The following is a 19675-nucleotide window of genomic DNA, read 5'->3' as shown; positions in this document are numbered from 1 at the left end:
TCGCGCGGGTCCATGATGCCGGTTGCCGGCCGGTGGTGTGCGCGGAGCCCGCCCGTTTGCGGGACCGGTTCCGCCCGTCCGTGTCGCGCTACCGCGACGTCAGCCAGTCCGCCACACGTTCCAGCAGCCCGGGACCGGCCGCGTTCTCCGCATGCCCCATCCCCGGTTCGATCCACAGTTCCGCCGCGCCACCGGACGCACCGGCCAGCATCCGGGGGTGGTCGAGCGGGAAGTACGGATCCCGGTCCCCGTGCACGATCAGCAGCGGGATGGGCGCGATCATCGGCACCGCTTCCACCGGCGAGAGCGGGACCGGGTCCCAGTCCTCGGTGTGTATACGGGTGCCGAAACCGACCCGGCCCACCAGTCGCCCCAACGGCCGGGTGACCACCCAGTGCAGTCGGCGCATGGGGGCCGTCCCCCGGTAGTACCAGCGCGCGGGGGCGCTCACCGCGGCCACCGCGTCAACGCGCGCGTCCGTGCGCCCCTCGTACGCGGAGGCTTCCGAAGCGCAGAGCGCCGCCTGGCGCAGCACCACGGAGCCGCCCATCGAGAAACCCACCGTGACCACTCTGCTGTGACCGAGCGCACGAGCCCACGCGACCGCCGCCTCCAGATCGAACACTTCGCTGTTGCCGACCGTCGAGCGCCCGCCCGACCGCCCGTGCCCCCGGAACGAGAAGGTGATCACGGCCGCACGGTGCGCGAAAACACCGGCCGCCCGCCGTACCGCGGGCCTGTCGACCGCCCCGGTGAAGCCGTGCGCCAGCACGATCGCGGTGTCCGAAGGGCCGGCCGTGCACGGCTCGTACAGCGCCTCGATACGGACCCCGTCACGGGTGAGCAGGACGGTCCGCCGGTCGCCCCGAGTGACCGGCGGAACGGGGGTCCTGCGGAACTGGCCTTCAGGTACGGAGCTCATGTGAGCTATTCTGCTGGGATAAGGACCTGGGCAGAGTTGCCCCCGGGTCCTTTTGTGCTTTCGGAGCGTTGTATACGAAACGCCACGTCAGCGCAGCGAACCCCCGGATGCGGGGTACGCGGAGACAAGCAGTGCCGCATACGTCCTCGCAGGGACCGAGGAGGAACCGACGTAATGGGCAAGCGAAACCCGCACGACCGGATGACGACCACGGCAGGTGGGGCGCGATGAGCTCTCTGCTGCTCCTGACCAATGCCCTTCAGCCGTCGACGGAGGTGCTCCCCGCCCTCGGCCTTCTGCTGCACAACGTGCGGGTCGCCCCCGCCGAGGGCCCGGCCCTCGTCGACACCCCCGGTGCCGATGTGATCCTCATCGACGGGAGGCGTGACCTGCCGCAGGTCCGCAGCCTCTGTCAGCTGCTCCGTTCCACCGGGCCCGGCTGTCCGCTGATCCTGATCGTGACCGAGGGCGGTCTCGCGGCCGTCACCGCCGACTGGGGCATCGACGACGTACTGCTCGACACCGCGGGCCCCGCCGAGGTCGAGGCGCGGCTGCGCCTCGCCACCGGCCGGCGGCAGCTCACATCCGACGACTCCCCGATGGAGATCCGCAACGGCGACCTCTCCGTCGACGAGGCGACGTACAGCGCGAAGCTCAAGGGCCGGGTGCTGGACCTGACCTTCAAGGAGTTCGAGCTGCTCAAGTACCTCGCCCAGCATCCGGGACGGGTCTTCACCCGGGCCCAGCTGCTCCAGGAGGTCTGGGGCTACGACTACTTCGGCGGCACCCGCACGGTGGACGTCCATGTGCGGCGGCTGCGGGCCAAGCTCGGTCCGGAGCACGAGTCGCTGATCGGTACGGTCCGCAACGTCGGCTACCGCTTCGTCACCCCCGAGAAGGCCGAGCGGGCAACCGACGATCCCAGGGCGAAGACCGCCCCCCGGGCCGCCGGCACCGACTCGTCAACCTTCAATCCGGAAACCACCCGTACGGGAGGCACTGCGGCCTCGCCCGAGGAAGCTGTCCGACCTGCAAAACGGTAGGTCCCATGGGTGGTCCATCCGCGTAGACTGCCGCGCGTGGCCAAGGTGACGCGGGACGACGTAGCGCGACTGGCGGGGACTTCGACCGCCGTCGTCAGCTATGTCATCAACAACGGACCGAGGCCGGTCGCCCCGGCCACGCGCGAGCGGGTAGTCAACGCGATCAAGGAGCTGGGGTACCGGCCGGACCGGGTGGCGCAGGCGATGGCCTCGCGCCGTACCGATCTCATAGGAATGATCGTGCCGGACGCCAGGCAGCCCTTCTTCGGGGAGATGGCGCACGCGGTGGAACAGGCCGCAGCCGAGCGCGGAAAAATGGTCCTGGTCGGCAATTCCGACTACCGCGACGAGCGTGAGGTCCACTACCTGCGGGCCTTTCTCGGGATGCGGGTCTCCGGTCTGATCCTGGTCAGCCAGGGCATGAGCGAGCGCGCGGCGGCCGAGATCGAGGCCTGGGACGCCAGGGTGGTGCTGCTGCACGAGCGCCCCGAGGCCATCGACGACGTGGCCGTCGTCACGGACGACATCGGCGGCGCCCAGCTCGCCACCCGCCATCTGCTGGAACACGGCTACGCGTACGTGGCCTGCCTCGGCGGTGTCGAGTCGACGCCGGCCGTCGGCGACCCGGTGGCCGACCATGTCGAAGGCTGGCGGCGGGCCATGCAGGAATCCGGCCGCTCCGTCGAGGGGCGGCTCTTCCAGGCCCCGTACAACCGCTACGACGCCTACCGGGTCTCGCTCGAGCTGCTCGCCGGCCCCGACAGGCCCCCGGCGATCTTCTGCTCCACCGACGACCAGGCGATCGGCGTGCTGCGGGCGGCGCGCGAACTGCGGATCGATGTGCCGGGCGAGCTGGCCGTGGCCGGCTTCGACGACGTCAAGGAAGCGGCGCTGACCGACCCGCCGCTCACCACCGTGTACTCCGACCGCCCCGCGATGGCGCGGTCGGCGGTGGATCTCGTGCTCGACGATTCACTGCGGGTCGCCGGATCCCGGCGGGAACGGCTGAAGCAGTTCCCTTCGGCGCTCGTCGTACGCCGTTCCTGCGGCTGCGAGTAACCCCGGCCCTGTGGCGGGGGCCGGCCCGCCTTTACATCGGGCATACGGGCTTCTGTCGGGCTTCTCAGCAGGGACTCAGGAAACTCTCATGGTCGGTGGACACGCTATGAGACATGACCGAGAACCCGGAGCAGTACCCCACCTCGCAGCATGAAGATGCGTATGCGGCCCGGTCCTACCCGCCGCCGCCCGCCCACGAGCCGTCTGCGGCCTGGCCCCCTCCGGCTCCCGCGGCGGACCCCGCCCGCCCCCGGCGGGCGAAGCGGCCGATCGCCCTGCTCGCAGCGGTCGCCATCGTCGCGGCCGCCGTCGGCGGCGGTACGGCGGTACTGGCCGAGTCGCTGCTGGACAACGGCAGCAGCGGCAACCCGGCAGGCACGGTCAGCGGCACCACCGTCTCGCAGTCGAGCCGGGGCACGGTCTCCGGTGTCGCCCAGGCCGTGTCGCCGAGCATCGTCGAGATCAAGGCCACGTCCAGCGCCGGTCAGTCCACCGGAGCAGGCGTGATCATCAGCTCGGCCGGCGAGATCGTCACCAACAACCATGTGATCTCCGGCGCCACCTCGGTCAAGGTCACCATGAACAACGGCAGGTCGTACACCGCGAAGGTCGTCGGCACCGACCCGGGCAAGGACCTCGCCCTTGTCGATGTGGACGGCGCGAGCGGTCTGAAGCCGGCCTCGCTCGGCGACTCCGGCAATGTCGCCGTCGGCGACCAGGTCGTGGCGATCGGTTCCCCCGAGGGCCTGACGGGAACGGTCACCAGCGGCATCGTCTCCGCCCTGAACCGGGACGTCACCGTCGCCAAGGACGGGGGGCAGAACGAGCAGCAGCAACAGCAACAGGGCGGCGGCGAAGGCAACTGGCCCTTCCAGTTCGGTGGCCGGCAGTTCAACGGGGACACGGGCGAGTCCACCACCACCTACAAGGCGCTGCAGACCGACGCCTCGCTCAACCCGGGCAACTCCGGTGGCGCGCTGATCAACATGAACGGCGAGATCATCGGCATCAACTCCGCGATGTACTCGTCTGCTTCGCAGAGCAGCGACAGTTCCAGCAGCGCGGGCAGCGTCGGTCTCGGTTTCGCCATCCCGATCAACACCGTGAAGGCCGACCTCGCCGACCTGAGGGCCGGCGGAAGCAACAGCAACAGCTAGGAGGACCCCGTGACCGCATCACTGCACGTCACCGTCAACCGAGCCCGGCACGCCCTGCTCACCACAGTCTCCTGGGCGGACCCTGCGGACCTCGGTCTGCCCTTCGCGCTCGCCCAGTCGGAAGCCGGACGGGCGCCGGTACGGGCCCCCGAGGTCCGCAGCACCACCGCCGCCAAGGGGCGTGCCGCACGCCGCCGCCGGTCGGCCGTGCGAGGCTGAACCCGCCCGCCACCGACGACATCCCGCGAACCGAGGACAGAGCACCGATGAGCCCCGCCGAAGACGGCCGCGACCAGCAACGCATCCTGATCGTCGACGACGAACCCGCCGTACGCGAAGCGCTGCAGCGCAGCCTCGCCTTCGAGGGGTACGGAACGGAGGTCGCGGTCGACGGGCTCGACGCGCTCACCAAAGCAGTCCCCTACGACCCCGATCTGGTGGTCCTGGACATCCAGATGCCGCGGATGGACGGCCTGACCGCCGCCCGCCGACTGCGCGCCTCCGGGTCGACGACACCGATCCTGATGCTCACCGCCCGTGACACGGTCGGCGACCGGGTCACCGGACTCGACGCGGGCGCCGACGACTATCTGGTGAAACCGTTCGAACTCGACGAGCTGTTCGCCCGTATCCGTGCGCTGCTGCGCCGCAGTTCCTACGCTGCCGCGGCGGGTCAGGAGCCCGACGACAATGTGCTGGCCTTCGCCGATCTGCGGATGGATCTGTCCACCCGCGAGGTCGTGCGCGGGGAGCGCAGGGTCGAACTGACCCGCACCGAATTCACCCTGCTCGAGATGTTCCTGGCACATCCGCGCCAGGTACTCACCCGGGAGCAGATCCTGAAGGCGGTGTGGGGCTTCGACTTCGAGCCGAGCTCCAACTCGCTGGACGTGTACGTGATGTATCTGCGCAGGAAGACGGAGGCGGGCGGCGAGCCGAGGCTGGTGCACACGGTCCGGGGCGTGGGCTATGCCCTGCGCACCGGGAGCGCGGAGTGAGACTCCCCCAGCCGGTGCGCTGGTTCCGCCGCCTGCCGCTGCGGTCCCGGCTGGCGATGCTGACCGCCGCCGCGGTGGCCTTCGCGGTGGCCGTGGTGTCGGTGATCTGCTGGTTCCTGGTGCAGGGGAAGCTGTACAACGAGGTCGACTCGAATCTCGAGGGCATGGTCAAGGACGGCCGTCCGCCCTCGGCTCTCGCCGTCACCAACGTCCTCAACAACTGCTCCCGGACGCCGCCGCCCCGGCAGGACATCGGGGGCGGCCCCCAGAACCTGTACTACTACCAGCTGGTGGAGGCCGACGGCACCTACTGCGTGGCGGGCACCGCCCCTGCCGTCAAGGTGGAGGCCGGCGACAAGCAGGTGGCGCGGGACTCGGCCACGTCCAGAGGCAGATACCGCAACGGCACCGACGCCGAGGGGCATCCCGTACGCGTGCTGACCACGCCGATGCCCGTCGACGGGCCGGTCGCGGTCTATCCGCGGGTCGCGCGCATGGTCTCGCTCTCCCTGACGGACACCCGGAACACCCTCAACGAACTGGCCCTGCTCCTCCTCGGCGTGTCCGGGCTCGGCGTCGTCGGGGCGGGCGCCGCGGGTCTGGGGATCGCCCGCGCCGGTCTCAAGCCGGTCGACGAGCTGGCCGAGGCCGTGGAACACGTGGCCCGCACCGAGGACCTCACCGTGCGCATCCCCGCCGAGGGCGAGGACGAACTCGCCAGGCTCTCCCGCTCCTTCAACTCCATGACGGCCGCCCTCGGCGACTCCCGTGAGCGCCAGGCACAGCTCATCGCGGACGCCGGGCACGAGCTCCGTACCCCGCTCACCTCGCTGCGCACCAACATCGAACTGCTCGCCAGGAGCGAGGAGACCGGCCGCGCGATCCCGCCGGACGACCGCAGGGCCCTGATGTCGTCCGTCAAGGCACAGATGACCGAACTGGCCGCCCTGATCGGTGACCTCCAGGAGCTGTCCCGCCCCGACGCCACCCGATCCGGACCCCAGAAGGTCGTCGCGTTGCACGACATCGCCCGCACCGCGCTCGAGCGGGCGCGGCTTCGCGGACCGGAGCTGGTCATCACGGCCGATCTCCAGTCCTGGTACGTCCAGGCGGAGCCCGCCGCACTGGAGCGGGCCGTGGTCAACGTGCTCGACAACGCGGTCAAGTTCAGCCCGGCCGGGGGGACCGTCGAGGTCGCGCTGCGCCGGGGTGAACTGACGGTCCGGGACCACGGCCCCGGCATCCCGTCCGATGACCTGCCCCACGTCTTCGAGCGCTTCTGGCGTTCACCGTCCGCGCGTTCACTGCCGGGCTCGGGACTCGGGCTCTCGATCGTGGCCCGCACGGTCCAGCAGTCGGGCGGCGAGATCACGCTCCGACCGGCGCCCGGCGGCGGCACCGAGGCAAGGATCCGTATCCCGGGTGTCCCGACACCGCCGCCCTCCGAGGCCCCCTGAGGGGCCACGGGACTACTTGCCCCAGTGCAGCCCCGAACCCGCCAGGTCCGCACGGATTCCCTTGTCCTCGACGACCACATGGCGCAGCCGCAGCTGCCCGGGGGCCTTGGGCAGCTTGAACGACAGCGAGAGCCGGTCGGAGAGCTCCGGCAGTCGCAGGTTCATGACGGCGCCGACCAGCTTGGGGTCGATGCCCGCCTTCTCCAGCAGCCAGGGGTGGGCCAGCACCACGTCGACCAGATTGATCTGCATCAGCTGATGGGCGAAGCGCGGTGTGCCGATCAGCCGGTGGAGTTCGTCGTCGCTGCGCAGCGCCTGCCGTACCCGGTCATGGGGTACGCCGATCCGGTCGACCACGGCCGGCACCGCCAGCAGCGCCCTGATGTGCTTCTTCTCCCGGGCGATCCTGGCCACCGCCTCGGGGGCCAGCCGCAGGCCGGAGTGGGCGCGGTCCTTGCCCGGCGTGTAGGTGGCGATACCGGGGATGTCGAGCTGCATGTGGTCGACCGTGGTGGAGACCGCGCGGCCGCCCTCCCGGCGGATGTGCGCCTCGGCCCTGACCCGTACGTCCTTGCCCGCGACGGGCAGCCCGCCCGCCACCTTCACCGAGTCCTGGCCGGCGTCGGTGAACTTCACCTGTGAAGCGCCCAGTTCACGGTTCATGTCGTCGAAGGACAGAAACACGTCGCCGTCCATGGAGCCGACGACCGCGCCCTTGATCGATGTGGGGAGGTCGCCGGTGATCCGTACGTCCTTGGCGGTGGCCCTGACCTCGGCGAGCGAGACGCGGTCCGCCGCCACATCGGGGACGGCGACGTCGACCCGGTCGATGCGCTTGTCCATCAGCTGGGTGAGGAAGGGGAATCCGTGGATGTCCACCTCGGGCTTGGTCGCCAGATGCAGAGACTGCTGGAGCTTGTCGGCGGCCTTGTCCTGCGCGTAGAGCTCGGCGAGACGGTCGCTGAGGAAGAGGAATCCGGTGCAGACCAGCGCGGCGACGGCGATCTTCACCACCGATGAGACGGCGGCGAGGCGTCCGCGTCCGCGGTGGTCGGGCGGCGACCATGTGTCGTCGTCGGTCTCGTCATCGGCCTTCAGACCGAGGTCGAGCGGGTCGCTCTCGTCGTACGGGTACGGCTCGTGGCCCGGCTCCGGGTCGCGGAGTTGTGCCAGCTGGTCGTAGGGATTGTAGGGATGCGGGGCTATGCGTGTGGGGGGTCGCATCGGCTCATCCCACCACGCACGCGCCCCCCGAGCGCAAGTCGTACCCCCGGTAGCCACCGGTTTCCATCCATTTGTCGGTCGTTATGCGGACCACTCCCGCCCGGCCCGCAACTTCCCGGCGTGCCCGGCTTCCCAACCCGGCTTCCCGGCCCGGCTTGCCGCCACGTCCGGCGTCCGGGCCGTGGCGCCTCCGCGTGAGACCTCCGGCTCCGCTCGCGCGGACGGGGCGGTGGGCTGCCGCCCACCGCCCCGTCCGGCTGTGCCGTTTCCTGGACTACTGGACGACCGTGATCCGGTCCGCGGCCGGCGGCGTGATCGGCGCGGACGCCGAGGAGTTCGCCGCCAGGTAGGCGTTGAAGAGATCCAGGTCGGACGCGCCGACCAGCTTGTTCGTGCCCTGGCCGAGGGCCGCGAAGCCGTCGCCGCCGCCCGCCAGGAATTCGTTCATCCCGACCCGGTAGGTCGCGGCCGGGTCGATCGCCTTGCCGTTGAGCTCGATGGTTCCGGCGACCACACGGTCGGCGCCGCTCTTCGTCATGTCGAGGGTGTAGGTCAGCCCCTTCGAGATCTGAAGAATCTTCGGCGATGCCGCGTTCGCCCCGCTGACCTGCTGCTGCAGGGCGCTGATGACCTGAGCACCGGTGAGGTCGACGACGTTCATCATGTTGGTGAACGGCTGCACGGTGAACGCCTCGCCGTAGGTCACCACCCCGTCGCCCTCACTGCCGCTCGCCTTGTACACGAGGTCGGACCGGATGCCTCCGGGGTTCATGAAGGCGAGCTGCGCGCCGCCCTTGTCCGCCGGGGAGAGTCCGGCGAGCTGGGCGTCGGCGATCAGATCACCGAGCGGTTCCTCCGGCGTCGTGGCACCTCGGCCGTTGATGTCCGCGGAGATGAAGCCCTGCGGCTTGTTGGCGATCGGCGCGGCCAGCGCGTTCCAGCGGGCGATCAGGCTGCTGATGTCCTGCGCCTTGGGCTGGTCACGGCTGACGATGTGGTTCGCCGATGTCACGGACTTCACCGACGTACGCACGATGTCGTTCGTCCTGCGGTCGTAGGTGAGGGTGCTGTCGGTGTAGAGCCGCCCGAAGGACGCTGCCGATGTGACCATGCGCGGCTTCCCCGAGGGGTCCGGGATGGTGCAGACGTACGCCTGGTGGGTGTGCCCGGTCACCAGCGCGTCCACCTTGGACGAGATGCCCTTGGCGATGTCGACGATGGGACCCGAGATGCCGTCCCCCGCACCCGGGGAGTCGCAGCCGTAGTTGTACGAGCTGCTGGCCGGCAGCCCGCCCTCGTGGATCAGCGCGACGATGGACTTCACGCCCTGCCGGTCCAGTTCCCTGGCGTACTTGTTGACCGTCTCGATCTCGTCGTGGAACTTCAGTCCCTTGACGCCGTTGGCGGTGACGATGTTGGGCGTGCCCTCCAGGGTCACCCCGATGAATCCGATCTTGACGCCGTTCTTCTTCCAGACGGTGTACGGCTTGAGGATCGGCTTGCCGGTCTTCTCGCTCGTCACGTTGGCGGCCAGGTAGGGGAAGTCCGCACCGCGGAACTTCTTCCCCTTCTCGTAGCAGCCGTCGGTGGGGTGGCAGCCGCCGTTCTGCATCCGCGCCAGCTCGGTCGCGCCCTCGTCGAACTCGTGGTTGCCGACGGAGGTGACATCGAGCTTGATGTCGTTGAGCGCCTCGATGGTCGGCTCGTCGTGGAAGAGCCCCGACAGCATCGGGCTGGCGCCGATCATGTCGCCGCCCGCAGCGGTGATCGAGTACGGGTGGCCCTTGCGGGCGTTCCGCAGCGAACTCGCCAGATACTCCGCGCCACCGGCCGGAATCGACTTCACCGTCCCGTCCGGCTGGGTCTCCGCCACGGTGCCGGACGAGCCGGCCGGCGGCTCCAGGTTCCCGTGCAGATCGTTGAAGGACAGCATCTGCACATCGACGGTGGGATCCGGCCGGTGGTGGCCGTGGCCGCCGTGCCCGTGGCCGTGCGACCCGGCCGGCATCGCCGCGACGAGCGCGCCGGCGGTCGCGAGCCCGGCTGCGGCGGCAAGGATGCGCCGCGTCGCACGGCTGCCGCGGGTTCTGTGAGGTGTCGCTGACATTCGTCCCCTTGTGAGTTCTGTGTGAAGGGTGAGGGGTGCGAGGCGCAGCCTAGAGTCAACGCGCGTAGCGCGACAGGGGAATGGGGTTACGAGCTGGTTTCCGTTGGGGGCGCGCCGTCGTCCGCGGGAGCCCGGGCCGTTCGGCGACGGCCCGGGGTGTCCGAGGCGGCGGCGGTCCGCTCCCGCCCCGCCGCCGTACGCTCGTCCCCATGACGAATGTGCCCGCAGTCCCCTTCCCCGGCCGGCAGATCCAGACCCTGGAAGCCCTCACCGACGACCAGGAGCAGGCCGTGCTCACGCTGCTCGCCGAGGCCGCCCGTACCGACGGGCAGCAGGCCGTCTCCGAACAGGGAAGACTGCAACTGCGCGGCGGGCGGCGCGAAGGGGTGCTGCACTTCCTCGTCAGCTCCGGGGACACGCTCACCGGATACGCCCAGTTGGAGGCCACCGACCCGGTCGAGGCACCCGCCGCCGAACTGGTCGTCCACCCCTCGCACCGCGGTCAGGGCCACGGCCGGGCGCTGGGGGCCGCGCTGCTCGCCGCTTCGGGAAGCAGGCTGCGGGTGTGGGCGCACGGCGGCCACTCCGGCGCCCGTCATCTCGCCCAGGTGCTCGGCCTGACCAAGTTCCGCGAACTGCGCCAGCTGCGGCGCCCGTTGGTCCCGCTCGACATTCCCGAGCCGGTGTACCCGGAGGGCGTGACCGTACGGACCTTCGTACCCGGCGAGGACGACGCCGCCTGGCTCGCGGTGAACGCGGCCGCCTTCGCCCATCACCCCGAGCAGGGCCAGATGAACCAGCGCGATCTCGACGACCGCAAGTCCGAGCGGTGGTTCGACCCGAAGGGCTTCTTCCTCGCGGTACGCGCGTCCGGCGGCGGCCCCGGCGGGGAGATCGTCGGCTTCCACTGGACGAAGGTGCACTCCCGGGAGCAGCTGGGCGAGGTCTACGTGGTCGGCATCCGCCCCGACACGCAGGGCGGCGGCCTGGGCAAGGCGCTGACCGCGACCGGGCTGCGGCATCTCGCGGCGCAGGGTCTGCCGACCGCGATGCTGTACGTCGACGAGGACAACACCGCGGCCGTCACGGTGTACGAGCGGATGGGGTTCACCACGCATGAGGTGGACCTGATGTACCGCACGGAGTCCTGAAGGGCCCTCCCGGGGCGGTGTCGATCCAGGAATTGACACCGCCCCTTCTTTGCATCACTCTTCCACTACTCAATTAGTTAAAGGGGGTAGGCGAGTGATCGAGTTCCGCATCGACCGCCGCAGCGGCGTCTCGACGTACCTCCAGATCGTCCAGCAGACCAAACAGGCCCTGCGCCTGGGCCTGCTGGAGCCCGGCGACCAGTTGCCCACCGCGCGCGCGGTCGTCGAGGCCACCGCGATCAACCCCAACACCGTCCTGAAGGCCTACCGCGAGCTGGAACGCGAGGGCCTGGTCGAGGCCCGGCGCGGAATGGGCACCTTCGTCAGGAAGACACTCGGCCGGACCCCGCCCGCCGACTCGGCACTGCGGGCCGAACTCGCCGAGTGGGCGGGCCGCGCCCGGGCGGCCGGGCTGGACAAGGACGACGCGGCGGCGCTCTGCGCATCCGTACTCGACGACTGCTTCACGAACCAGAGCTCCCAGGGGGACGCGATCATATGACCGACACCGCCATCGAAGCCGCCGGCCTCGGCAAGACGTACGGCAGGCGGGGCGGCTGGGCGCTGCGGGACTGCTCGTTCCGGCTTCCCACCGGGCGCATCTGCGCCCTGGGCGGGCCCAACGGCGCCGGCAAGTCGACCCTGCTGGCCCACGCCGCCGGACTGCTCCGGCCGACCGAGGGCGCGGTGCGCGTGCTCGGCACCCGGCCGGCAGCGGCCCGTGAGCGGATCGCGTACGTCGCCCAGGACAAGCCGCTGATCGGCCAGCTGACGGTCGCCGAGACCCTCCGCATGGGATACGAGCTGAACCGGGCCCGCTGGGACGCGGCGATCGCGGAGAAGATCGTCGCGGATGGAAAACTGGCGTCGGGCGACCGCGTCCGCTCGCTCTCCGGCGGTCAGCGCACCCGCGTCGCCCTCGCACTCGCACTGGCCAAGCGGCCCGAGCTGATGCTGCTCGACGAACCGATGGCCGACCTGGACCCGCTGGCCAGGCACGACCTGATGGGCATGCTGATGTCCGATGCCGCCCAGCACGGGACCACGATCGTGATGTCCTCGCACGTCCTGGCCGAACTCGACGGCGCCTGCGACTACTTGCTGCTCGTCGACGGCGGCCGGGTGCGGCTCGGCGGCGAGACGGACGAGCTGCTGTCCGTGCACTCCCTGCTGACGGGGCCGGTGGCCGACCTCGGTCAGCACACGGTCGTGGAGTCCCGGACCACGGGCCGCCAGATGACCGCCCTGGTCCGGCGGGACGGCCCGGTCGTGGGCGACTGGCAGGCCGTGGAACCCACCCTCGAAGAGCTGTTGCTCGCCCATCTGCGGTCCCCCGACGCCCCCGCGCTGCTCACCCCGAGCGCCGAGCAGCGGACCGCGGTGACGGCATGAGCACGTCCGTAGCAAGCGCTCCGGGCACGGCGTCCCCGGGCACCGGCAGGTCGCAGCTGCGCGGGCTCGCATGGATCGTGGTCCGCCGGCACCGCTCGGCGTTCTGGTGGACGGCGGCGCTGCTCGTGGTCTGGACGGCGCTGCTGGTCGCGACGCGGCTCTGGGCGCCGGTCTCGGCCCAGCCAGGCCTGCTGGAATGGTTCACCTACAGCAACTTCCTGGGCGCCGGCAGCAACGTGATCAACCTGGCCCCGGTCGTCGTCGGTGCCTTCGTCGCGGGACCGCTGATCGCGGCGGAACAGGAGTCCGGAACGTACCAACTGCTCTGGACGCAGTCCGTCTCCCCGGTCCGCTGGTTCGCGGTGAAGCTCGCCCTGCCCACCGCCGCGGGCCTTGCTGCGACGGGCGTGCTGGTGGGTGTCTGCCGCTGGGCCTGGACCGGCCGACCGCGCGGGAACTGGGAGAACGGCCTGCACTGGTTCGATCTGTACGGCTCGATCGGCCCGGTCGGCGTCGCGTCCGTACTGACGGCCGTCACGATCGGCGCCCTCCTGGGTCTCCTGGTGCGCCGCACCCTGCCGGCCATGGTGACCTGCGTCATCACCGTCGGTGCCGTGAGACAGGTGCTCGCAACGGCGCGCGAGCACCTGTGGCCGGCCAGGACCGTCATCGGTTCCCTCGAGCACGGCTACCTCGGAACCGGCAACGGATGGCCCCTCGCGGAGGGCGCGGTCACATCGAGCGGCGCCCACGTGTCCGACCCGATCTGTGTCAACGACCAGAAGTGCTGGGCCGCCCACCACATCACCGGCTTCTACAACACCTATCAGCCCGCCTCCCATTTCTGGCCCCTCCAGCTCGTCGAGACCTGCATCCTCCTGGCCCTCGCCGCCGTCGTGGCAGCGGTCGCCTTCCAGGTGCTCCGAAAGAAGGCTTCCGCATGACCGCCCCCGCCCCCGTGATACCCGCGGCCGTTTCGCGCCGCAGCCCGCTGCGTTCCACCGGACTGGTCTGGACCGTCCTGCGGGTGCACCGGCCCGCCCTGTGGGCCTGGGCCTGCTACGTCGCCGTCACCGCGCTTCTGCTCCTCTGGCTGGTGGGCCCCGCCACCACGGCGGCGACCCATGAGATCGCCCGCTGCGCCGGCCATCCCTGCACCGGCCACCCGGCGGTGTGGCGCTACAAGTACACGCTCACGGCCGTGAACGCCCTGATCCGGGCCGCGATCTACGCCGTCCCCGCATTCGCGGGCGCCGCGCTGATCGGACGCGAACTGGAGAACCGCACCAGCGTGCTGGCCTGGACCCAGTCGGTCACCCCGGTGCGCTGGCTCACCGCCAAGCTCGCCGTACCCGCCGTCCTCATCACCGCGGGTACGGGCCTGCTGGCGGCCCTGTACCGCTTCGCCATGTCCCAGCGTTTCGGCATCGGGAACTGGAGCCCGTACGACGGCAGTGTCTACAACAACGCGGGACCGCTCGCCGTCGGATACCCGCTGCTCGGTCTGGCCATCGGCGCTCTCGCCGGGATGGTACTCGGCCGGGCGGTGCCCGCCCTCGTCGCAGGCACCGCGGTCACGGCAGCTGCCGCCTGGGTGATCGGGCACTGGCACTATCTCCTCTGGCCGTCCCGGACCAGCACGTCGAAGGTCTTCAATGGTCTTCCCGAGGGCTACAACATCAGGGCGTACTGGCTCAGCCCCTCCGGCGCCCGGCTGCATGATGCGCCGCTGCACTGTGTGCGGCAGACCTGCACCCCGGACCGCAGCGGACACTACGTCTACGAGTACCAGCCGCTCTCCCACTACTGGCCTCTCCAGCTGCTGGAGACCGGCATCGTCCTGGCCCTCGCCGCCGTCACGGTCGCCGTCACCTTCAGGGTGCTGCGCCGCCGGCTCGGCTGACCCGGCCGCAAGCGGCACAACCTGGACGCGAAGGGCCTGCGGCGCACCGCACCGGCACGCCCGCCGGTGCGGTGCGCCGCGGTCCCCACCCGCTTCCAGGACGTCATGTCCCCGTTACCCGTCATTCAGACACGCTTGCGACCCTCACGGAATGCAACCCGCCGCCGCGCCCTCCGGCCCCCATGCGCGGAACAATGGGCATATGAGCCAGCAGCCGAGTGCAGAGGTCCCGCTCCAGCACCTCCAGCCATCCGTCGGTTCCATCGCCGCGCACCGCCCGCGCACCGTGGCGGCCGCGGTTCCCGACCTGGACTCCGGCATCGACGCCGACGCCGACGTCTACGACGAGGAGCATGACGGCGCCGAGCTGCCGTCGGGCCGATTCCTCGACCGGGAGCGGAGCTGGCTCGCGTTCAACGAGCGGGTTCTCGAGCTCGCCGAGGACCCCACCACCCCACTACTCGAACGGGCTAACTTCCTCGCCATCTTCGCGAGCAACCTGGACGAGTTCTTCATGGTCAGGGTCGCCGGGCTGAAGCGCCGGATCGCCACCGGCGTCGCCACCCGGTCCGCCTCCGGGCTGCAGCCCCGTGAGGTGCTGGAACAGATCTGGACCAGGTCGCGCGAGCTGATGGCCAGGCACGCCGCCTGCTACCAGCAGGACGTCTCACCGGCCCTGGCCGACGAAGCCATCCACCTGATCCGGTGGCCCGACCTCACGGAGAAGGAGCAGGCCAGGCTCTTCACCTTCTTCCGGCAGCGGATCTTCCCGGTACTGACCCCGCTGGCCGTCGACCCGGCGCACCCCTTCCCCTACATCTCGGGGCTCTCGCTCAATCTCGCCGTGGTGGTCCGCAATCCGGTCAGCGGTCACCGCCACTTCGCCCGGGTCAAGGTCCCGCCGCTGCTCACCCGCTTCCTGGAGGCGTCGCCGCAGCGCTACGTCCCCGTCGAGGACATCATCGCGGCGCATCTGGAAGAGCTCTTCCCGGGGATGGAGGTCCTGGCGCACCACATGTTCCGGGTCACCAGGAACGAGGACCTGGAGGTCGAGGAGGACGACGCCGAGAACCTCCTCAAGGCCCTGGAGAAGGAGCTCATGCGGCGCCGCTTCGGCCCACCGGTCCGCCTGGAGGTCGAGGAGTCGATCGACCCCTACATACTGGATCTGCTGGTCAGGGAGTTGAAGATCTCGGACGCCGAGGTCTATCCGCTGCCCGGTCCGCTGGACCTCACCGGTCTCTTCGGTATCGCGTCGCTGGACCGGCCGGAGCTGAAGTACCCGAACTTCATCGCGGGCACCCACCGGGACCTGGCCGAGGTGGAATCCGCCTCGGCACCCGACGTCTTCGCGGCGCTGCGCGAACGGGACGTGCTGCTGCACCACCCGTACGACTCCTTCTCCACCTCGGTGCAGGCCTTCCTCGAGCAGGCGGCCGGCGACCCGGACGTGCTCGCCATCAAGCAGACCCTGTACCGGACCTCCGGCGACTCTCCGATCGTGGACGCCCTGATCGACGCCGCGGAGTCCGGCAAGCAGGTCCTCGTACTGGTCGAGATCAAGGCCCGTTTCGACGAACAGGCCAACATCAAATGGGCCCGGAAACTCGAGGAGTCCGGATGCCATGTGGTGTACGGGCTGGTCGGGCTGAAGACCCACTGCAAGCTGTCCCTTGTGGTGCGCCAGGAGGGCGACACCCTGCGCCGCTACTCCCACGTCGGCACCGGCAACTACCACCCGAAGACGGCCAGGCTGTACGAGGACCTCGGGCTGCTCACCGCCGACCCGCAGGTCGGCGCCGACCTCTCGGACCTCTTCAACCGGCTCTCCGGCTACTCGAGGCGGGAGACCTACCGGCGGCTGCTCGTGGCCCCCAAGTCGCTGCGCGACGGCTTGATCGCCCGGATCAACAAGGAGAGCGTCCACCATCGCGCGGGCCGGCCCTCGTACGTCCGCATCAAGGTGAACTCGCTGGTCGACGAGGCGATCATCGACGCCTGCTACCGGGCGGCGCAGGCCGGGGTCCGCGTCGACATCTGGGTGCGCGGGATCTGTGCGATACGTCCGGGCGTCACCGGGCTCTCCGAGAACATCCGGGTCCGCTCGGTACTCGGCCGCTTCCTGGAACACTCGCGGGTCTTCGCCTTCGGCAACGGCGGCGAGCCCGAAGTCTGGTTCGGCAGCGCCGACATGATGCACCGCAACCTCGATCGCCGGATCGAGGCCCTGGTCCGGGTCACCGACCCGGCCCACCGCTCAGCACTCAGCCGTCTCCTCGAGACCGGTATGTCCGACACCACGTCCTCCTGGCACCTGGGCCCGGACGGCAACTGGACGCGCCATTCGACCGACGCCGAAGGCCAGCCGCTGCGCCATGTGCAGGAGATGCTGATAGACGCCCGGAGGCGCCGCCGTGCAACCCCCTGACGGTTTCCCCGACGTTCACCGGAGGCTCAGCCGTGCCACGCCCTGACCCGAAGGTGACGGCGGACCAGCTGCTGTCCCGCTATCTGCACGACCAGGCGGCGGAGTTCCTGCGCAGCCTGCGCACCTGCTCGGACGGCGACGAGGAGGCGGCCCGCGCCCTGCGCCGCTCCTCCCGCCGGATCAGCGGCACCCTGCACACCTTCCGGGCCCTGCTGGACGCCGGCTGGGCCGACCAGCTGCGCTCCGAACTCGCCTGGCTCTCCGGCACGCTGGGGTGCGAACACGCCTACGCGGGCCGGCTGGAGCGACTGCTCGAAGCGCTGGGCAGACTCGCCGAGAGCACACCGGCGCTGCCGGGGCCCCGGGCCGAGGCGCTCCGTCCCACGCCGGCCGTGGGGGCCGCGCGGGCCGGAGCGCTGCTCGACCGGCAGCTGACCCTGGCCAGGACCCGAGCCCACTCGGCCGCACTTCAGGCGCTGGGGTCCTCGCGGTTCCACGCGGTCGCGGACGCGGTGGCGTTACTGGCATCCGAAGTCCCCTTCGGGCCCGCTGCCGCCGGGTACGCCGGCTCGGCCCTGCCCCCCGCTGCGGAAACAGCCGGGCGCAAACTCGCCGAGGCGGTGGCCGCGCTGCCGCTGCACCGGGCCGCGCACCCGTACAACGCGGAGGCGCTGAGTGATGCGCTGGACGCCCCCTGGCACCAGGTCAGGCTGCTGTTGCGGCTGCACAGATACGCCCAGGAGGTGCTCGGGGCGGCCGACGATGGCCGGCCGGCGCTCGACCTGAAGCTGTTCGGCGCCGGGCAGGCCCTCGATCATCACCGGGAGGCCGCCGAAGCGGCCGCCGCGGCCGCGGCGGCGGCCCGCACGCCCCGGATCGCGACGGCCACGGCGTACGCGCTCGGGGTGCTGCACGCCGACCAGCGCCATGAGGTCGAGGCGGCCAGATACGCCTTCCAGCAGAGCTGGCAGCGGACGGCGGTGACCGCGCCGTGATCCAGGGCCACGACAACACCGTGCTGGCGGCCGGGTGTGTGCTGTGGCGCCGCTCGCCGTACGGCCCCCGGCTGGAGATCTGTCTGGTGCACCGGCCCAGGTACGACGACTGGTCGCACCCGAAGGGCAAGCTGAAGCGGGGCGAGGACACCCTGGCCGGTGCGGTCCGCGAGGTGCTGGAGGAGACCGGGCACCACTGCGAGCCCGGAGCACGGCTGGCGACCGTGCGCTACGAGGCGAACGGACGCCCCAAACAGGTCACCTACTGGGCGGCGGAGGCGACCACCGGCACCTTCGTCCCCAACGACGAGGTCGACCGCATCCAGTGGCTGCCGCCCGGGGCGGCCCGCGATCTCCTCACCCAGCCCCGCGACCGGGAACTCGTCGACGCGCTGCCCGCGGCCCTGCACCACCCCTGAGCGGCCCCCGGACGCCCCACCGGCACCGCCCTCGCGCCCGGGCAGCCGCACCCCCGCACCCGGTCGTCCGCCGAGGTTCACTCCCCGTTCACTCACACCCTTCGGTCACTTCACCTGATCTGCCTAATTTCGGCCTTACACGGTGCACGGCATCCCGCCTCACCGGTCATCTCTTCGCACGCCGCCGCAGCAGGAAACCGAAACCTCAGGCGGCTCCTGGAAGGAACACCCGAAGTGAAGCTTCAGCGCAAGAACCGGCTTCGCGCCGCCGCGATCGGCGCCCTCGCCGTCTCCGGCGCCCTGGTCCTCACGGCGTGCGGTTCGGACGACAACAGCGGCTCCACCGGCGGCACGGGCGGCAAGACCAGCGCCGCCTCCAACGTCAAGTGCGACGGCGCCAAGGGACAGCTGCGCGCATCGGGCTCCAGCGCGCAGAAGAACGCCATGGACCTGTGGGCCAAGGGCTACATGGCCGCCTGTCAGGGAGTGGAGATCAACTACAAGGCCTCGTCGTCCGGCGAGGGCATCGTCGCCTTCAACCAGGGCACCGTCGGTTACGCCGGCTCGGACTCGCCGCTCAAGCCCGACGAGATCAGCGACTCGAAGAAGGTCTGCAAGGGCGGCCAGGGCATCGACCTGCCGATGGTCGGCGGCCCCATCGCCGTCGGGTACCACCTGGAGGGCGTGGACAACCTGGTCCTCGACGGACCCACCCTCGCCAAGATCCTCTCCACCAAGATCAAGAACTGGAACGACCCGGCGATCGCCAAGCTCAACCCCGGCACGAAGCTGCCGGACAAGCCGATCCAGCCCTTCCACCGCTCCGAGGACTCCGGCACCACGGAGAACCTCAGCAAGTACCTGACCGCGTCGGCTCCCGGCGACTGGAAGTACCCGATCGGCAAGTCCTGGCCCGCCCCGGGCGGCCAGGCGGCAGCCGGCTCCGCCGGAGTCGCCCAGCAGGTGAAGCAGGTCGACGGCTCCATCGGGTACTTCGAGCTCTCGTACGCCACCTCGCAGAAGATCTCCACGGTCAAGATCAACACGGGTGCGGGTTCCCCGGTGGAGGCGAGCTCCGACAACGCCTCCAAGGCCATCGCCGCCGCCAAGGTGGTCGGCACCGGTCCCGACCTGTCGCTCAAGCTCGACTACACCACCAAGGCCGAAGGCGCCTACCCGATCGTCCTGGTGACCTACGAGATCGTCTGCGACAAGGGCAACAAGGCCGACACCCTCGGCACGGTCAAGTCCTTCCTGACCTACACGGCGAGTGACGAGGGCCAGCAGCAGCTCTCCACCGCCGGCTACGCCCCCATCCCCGCGGAGATCAACGCCAAGGTCCGTTCGGCGATCGCCGCCATCTCCTAGCAGGCCGGACGGGGCCGCACGCAGGCCCCGGCCCGGGAGAAAGGTGCCGGCG

The 19675-nt window shown here is 70.4% G+C and carries 17 protein-coding genes and 1 pseudogene; 15 read left to right on the top strand and 3 right to left on the bottom strand.

From position 1 onward, the window contains the following. Nucleotides 1-88 precede the first annotated feature (88 nt). Complete coding sequence (locus OHS16_RS16835) at nt 89-922, bottom strand: alpha/beta hydrolase (protein ID WP_328538020.1); 834 nt, start codon at nt 920-922, stop codon at nt 89-91. 227 nt (nt 923-1149) lie between these two features. Between OHS16_RS16835 and OHS16_RS16830 the strand changes: the two genes are divergently transcribed. The 6 genes from OHS16_RS16830 (at nt 1150) to OHS16_RS16805 (ending at nt 6636) form a co-directional block, all read left to right on the top strand. Continuing rightward, nucleotides 1150-1965 (top strand): response regulator transcription factor, encoded by an 816-nt coding sequence (locus tag OHS16_RS16830; RefSeq protein ID WP_328538019.1) that lies wholly within the window; start codon nt 1150-1152, stop codon nt 1963-1965. A gap of 36 nt (nt 1966-2001) precedes the next feature. Continuing rightward, complete coding sequence (locus tag OHS16_RS16825) at nt 2002-3024, top strand: LacI family DNA-binding transcriptional regulator (protein ID WP_328538018.1); 1023 nt, start codon at nt 2002-2004, stop codon at nt 3022-3024. Nucleotides 3025-3137: 113 nt separating this feature from the next. After that, nucleotides 3138-4181, top strand: coding sequence for a S1C family serine protease (locus OHS16_RS16820; protein WP_328538017.1), 1044 nt, complete (start codon nt 3138-3140; stop codon nt 4179-4181). Nucleotides 4182-4190: 9 nt separating this feature from the next. Then, complete coding sequence (locus tag OHS16_RS16815; protein WP_328538016.1) at nt 4191-4400, top strand: hypothetical protein; 210 nt, start codon at nt 4191-4193, stop codon at nt 4398-4400. 47 nt (nt 4401-4447) lie between these two features. After that, a complete protein-coding gene (locus tag OHS16_RS16810; RefSeq protein ID WP_328538015.1) occupies nt 4448-5179 on the top strand; it encodes a response regulator transcription factor in 732 nt (243 codons plus the stop codon). A gap of 56 nt (nt 5180-5235) precedes the next feature. Continuing rightward, nucleotides 5236-6636, top strand: coding sequence for a sensor histidine kinase (locus OHS16_RS16805; protein ID WP_328540874.1), 1401 nt, complete (start codon nt 5236-5238; stop codon nt 6634-6636). A gap of 12 nt (nt 6637-6648) precedes the next feature. Here the strand turns inward: OHS16_RS16805 and OHS16_RS16800 are convergent, their stop codons facing one another. Next, complete coding sequence (locus tag OHS16_RS16800; protein WP_328538014.1) at nt 6649-7860, bottom strand: LmeA family phospholipid-binding protein; 1212 nt, start codon at nt 7858-7860, stop codon at nt 6649-6651. Nucleotides 7861-8134: 274 nt separating this feature from the next. Then, on the bottom strand, nt 8135-9967 hold the full coding sequence (locus tag OHS16_RS16795) for a bifunctional metallophosphatase/5'-nucleotidase (RefSeq protein WP_328538013.1): 1833 nt from the start codon (nt 9965-9967) through the stop codon (nt 8135-8137). A 209-nt stretch (nt 9968-10176) separates the two neighbouring features. On the opposite strand from OHS16_RS16795, the gene mshD reads away from it, so the two are divergent. The 9 genes and pseudogenes from mshD to pstS all read left to right on the top strand — a co-directional run bounded on the left by mshD (nt 10177) and on the right by pstS (nt 19623). Then, a complete protein-coding gene (gene mshD / locus OHS16_RS16790) occupies nt 10177-11118 on the top strand; it encodes a mycothiol synthase (RefSeq protein ID WP_328538012.1) in 942 nt (313 codons plus the stop codon). 94 nt (nt 11119-11212) lie between these two features. Next, a complete protein-coding gene (locus OHS16_RS16785) occupies nt 11213-11620 on the top strand; it encodes a GntR family transcriptional regulator (RefSeq protein WP_328538011.1) in 408 nt (135 codons plus the stop codon). After that, a pseudogene (locus OHS16_RS32125) lies at nt 11617-12111 on the top strand (ATP-binding cassette domain-containing protein); the annotation flags it as partial. The gene OHS16_RS16785 and the pseudogene OHS16_RS32125, both read left to right, overlap by 4 nt. 395 nt (nt 12112-12506) lie before the next feature. After that, nucleotides 12507-13454: an ABC transporter permease gene (locus tag OHS16_RS16775; RefSeq protein ID WP_328538009.1), complete on the top strand. Its 948-nt coding sequence runs from the start codon at nt 12507-12509 to the stop codon at nt 13452-13454. Beyond that, on the top strand, nt 13451-14413 hold the full coding sequence (locus tag OHS16_RS16770; RefSeq protein ID WP_328538008.1) for an ABC transporter permease: 963 nt from the start codon (nt 13451-13453) through the stop codon (nt 14411-14413). The genes OHS16_RS16775 and OHS16_RS16770 overlap by 4 nt, the downstream gene beginning before the upstream one ends. A gap of 202 nt (nt 14414-14615) precedes the next feature. Then, nucleotides 14616-16841 (top strand): RNA degradosome polyphosphate kinase, encoded by a 2226-nt coding sequence (locus OHS16_RS16765; protein ID WP_328538007.1) that lies wholly within the window; start codon nt 14616-14618, stop codon nt 16839-16841. Next, nucleotides 16838-17836: a CHAD domain-containing protein gene (locus OHS16_RS16760; protein WP_443042772.1), complete on the top strand. Its 999-nt coding sequence runs from the start codon at nt 16838-16840 to the stop codon at nt 17834-17836. Before OHS16_RS16765 ends, OHS16_RS16760 begins: the two co-directional genes overlap by 4 nt. Next, on the top strand, nt 17836-18255 hold the full coding sequence (locus tag OHS16_RS16755) for an NUDIX hydrolase (protein ID WP_443042770.1): 420 nt from the start codon (nt 17836-17838) through the stop codon (nt 18253-18255). The genes OHS16_RS16760 and OHS16_RS16755 overlap by 1 nt, the downstream gene beginning before the upstream one ends. Before the next feature lie 234 nt (nt 18256-18489). Continuing rightward, a complete protein-coding gene (gene pstS, locus OHS16_RS16750) occupies nt 18490-19623 on the top strand; it encodes a phosphate ABC transporter substrate-binding protein PstS (RefSeq protein WP_328538004.1) in 1134 nt (377 codons plus the stop codon). The last annotated feature ends 52 nt before the right edge of the window (nt 19624-19675 follow it).

The sequence above is a fragment of the Streptomyces sp. NBC_00344 genome, assembly GCF_036088315.1.
GTDB lineage: Bacteria > Actinomycetota > Actinomycetes > Streptomycetales > Streptomycetaceae > Streptomyces.
The sequence above is the reverse complement of the archived record's forward strand: the minus strand, read 5'-3'. Positions and strand labels throughout refer to the sequence as shown.

Bases quoted from the DNA above. Each gene is read 5' to 3' on its own strand.
- OHS16_RS16770 (WP_328538008.1), top strand. From the start codon at position 13,451: ATGACCGCCCCCGCCCCCGTGATACCCGCGGCCGTTTCGCGCCGCAGC.
- OHS16_RS16835 (WP_328538020.1), bottom strand. From the start codon at position 922: ATGAGCTCCGTACCTGAAGGCCAGTTCCGCAGGACCCCCGTTCCGCCG.
- OHS16_RS16765 (WP_328538007.1), top strand. From the start codon at position 14,616: ATGAGCCAGCAGCCGAGTGCAGAGGTCCCGCTCCAGCACCTCCAGCCA.
- OHS16_RS16775 (WP_328538009.1), top strand. From the start codon at position 12,507: ATGAGCACGTCCGTAGCAAGCGCTCCGGGCACGGCGTCCCCGGGCACC.
- OHS16_RS16795 (WP_328538013.1), bottom strand. From the start codon at position 9,967: ATGTCAGCGACACCTCACAGAACCCGCGGCAGCCGTGCGACGCGGCGC.
- OHS16_RS16800 (WP_328538014.1), bottom strand. From the start codon at position 7,860: ATGCGACCCCCCACACGCATAGCCCCGCATCCCTACAATCCCTACGAC.
- OHS16_RS16810 (WP_328538015.1), top strand. From the start codon at position 4,448: ATGAGCCCCGCCGAAGACGGCCGCGACCAGCAACGCATCCTGATCGTC.
- OHS16_RS16820 (WP_328538017.1), top strand. From the start codon at position 3,138: ATGACCGAGAACCCGGAGCAGTACCCCACCTCGCAGCATGAAGATGCG.
- mshD (WP_328538012.1), top strand. From the start codon at position 10,177: ATGACGAATGTGCCCGCAGTCCCCTTCCCCGGCCGGCAGATCCAGACC.
- OHS16_RS16830 (WP_328538019.1), top strand. From the start codon at position 1,150: ATGAGCTCTCTGCTGCTCCTGACCAATGCCCTTCAGCCGTCGACGGAG.
- OHS16_RS16805 (WP_328540874.1), top strand. From the start codon at position 5,236: ATGCTGACCGCCGCCGCGGTGGCCTTCGCGGTGGCCGTGGTGTCGGTG.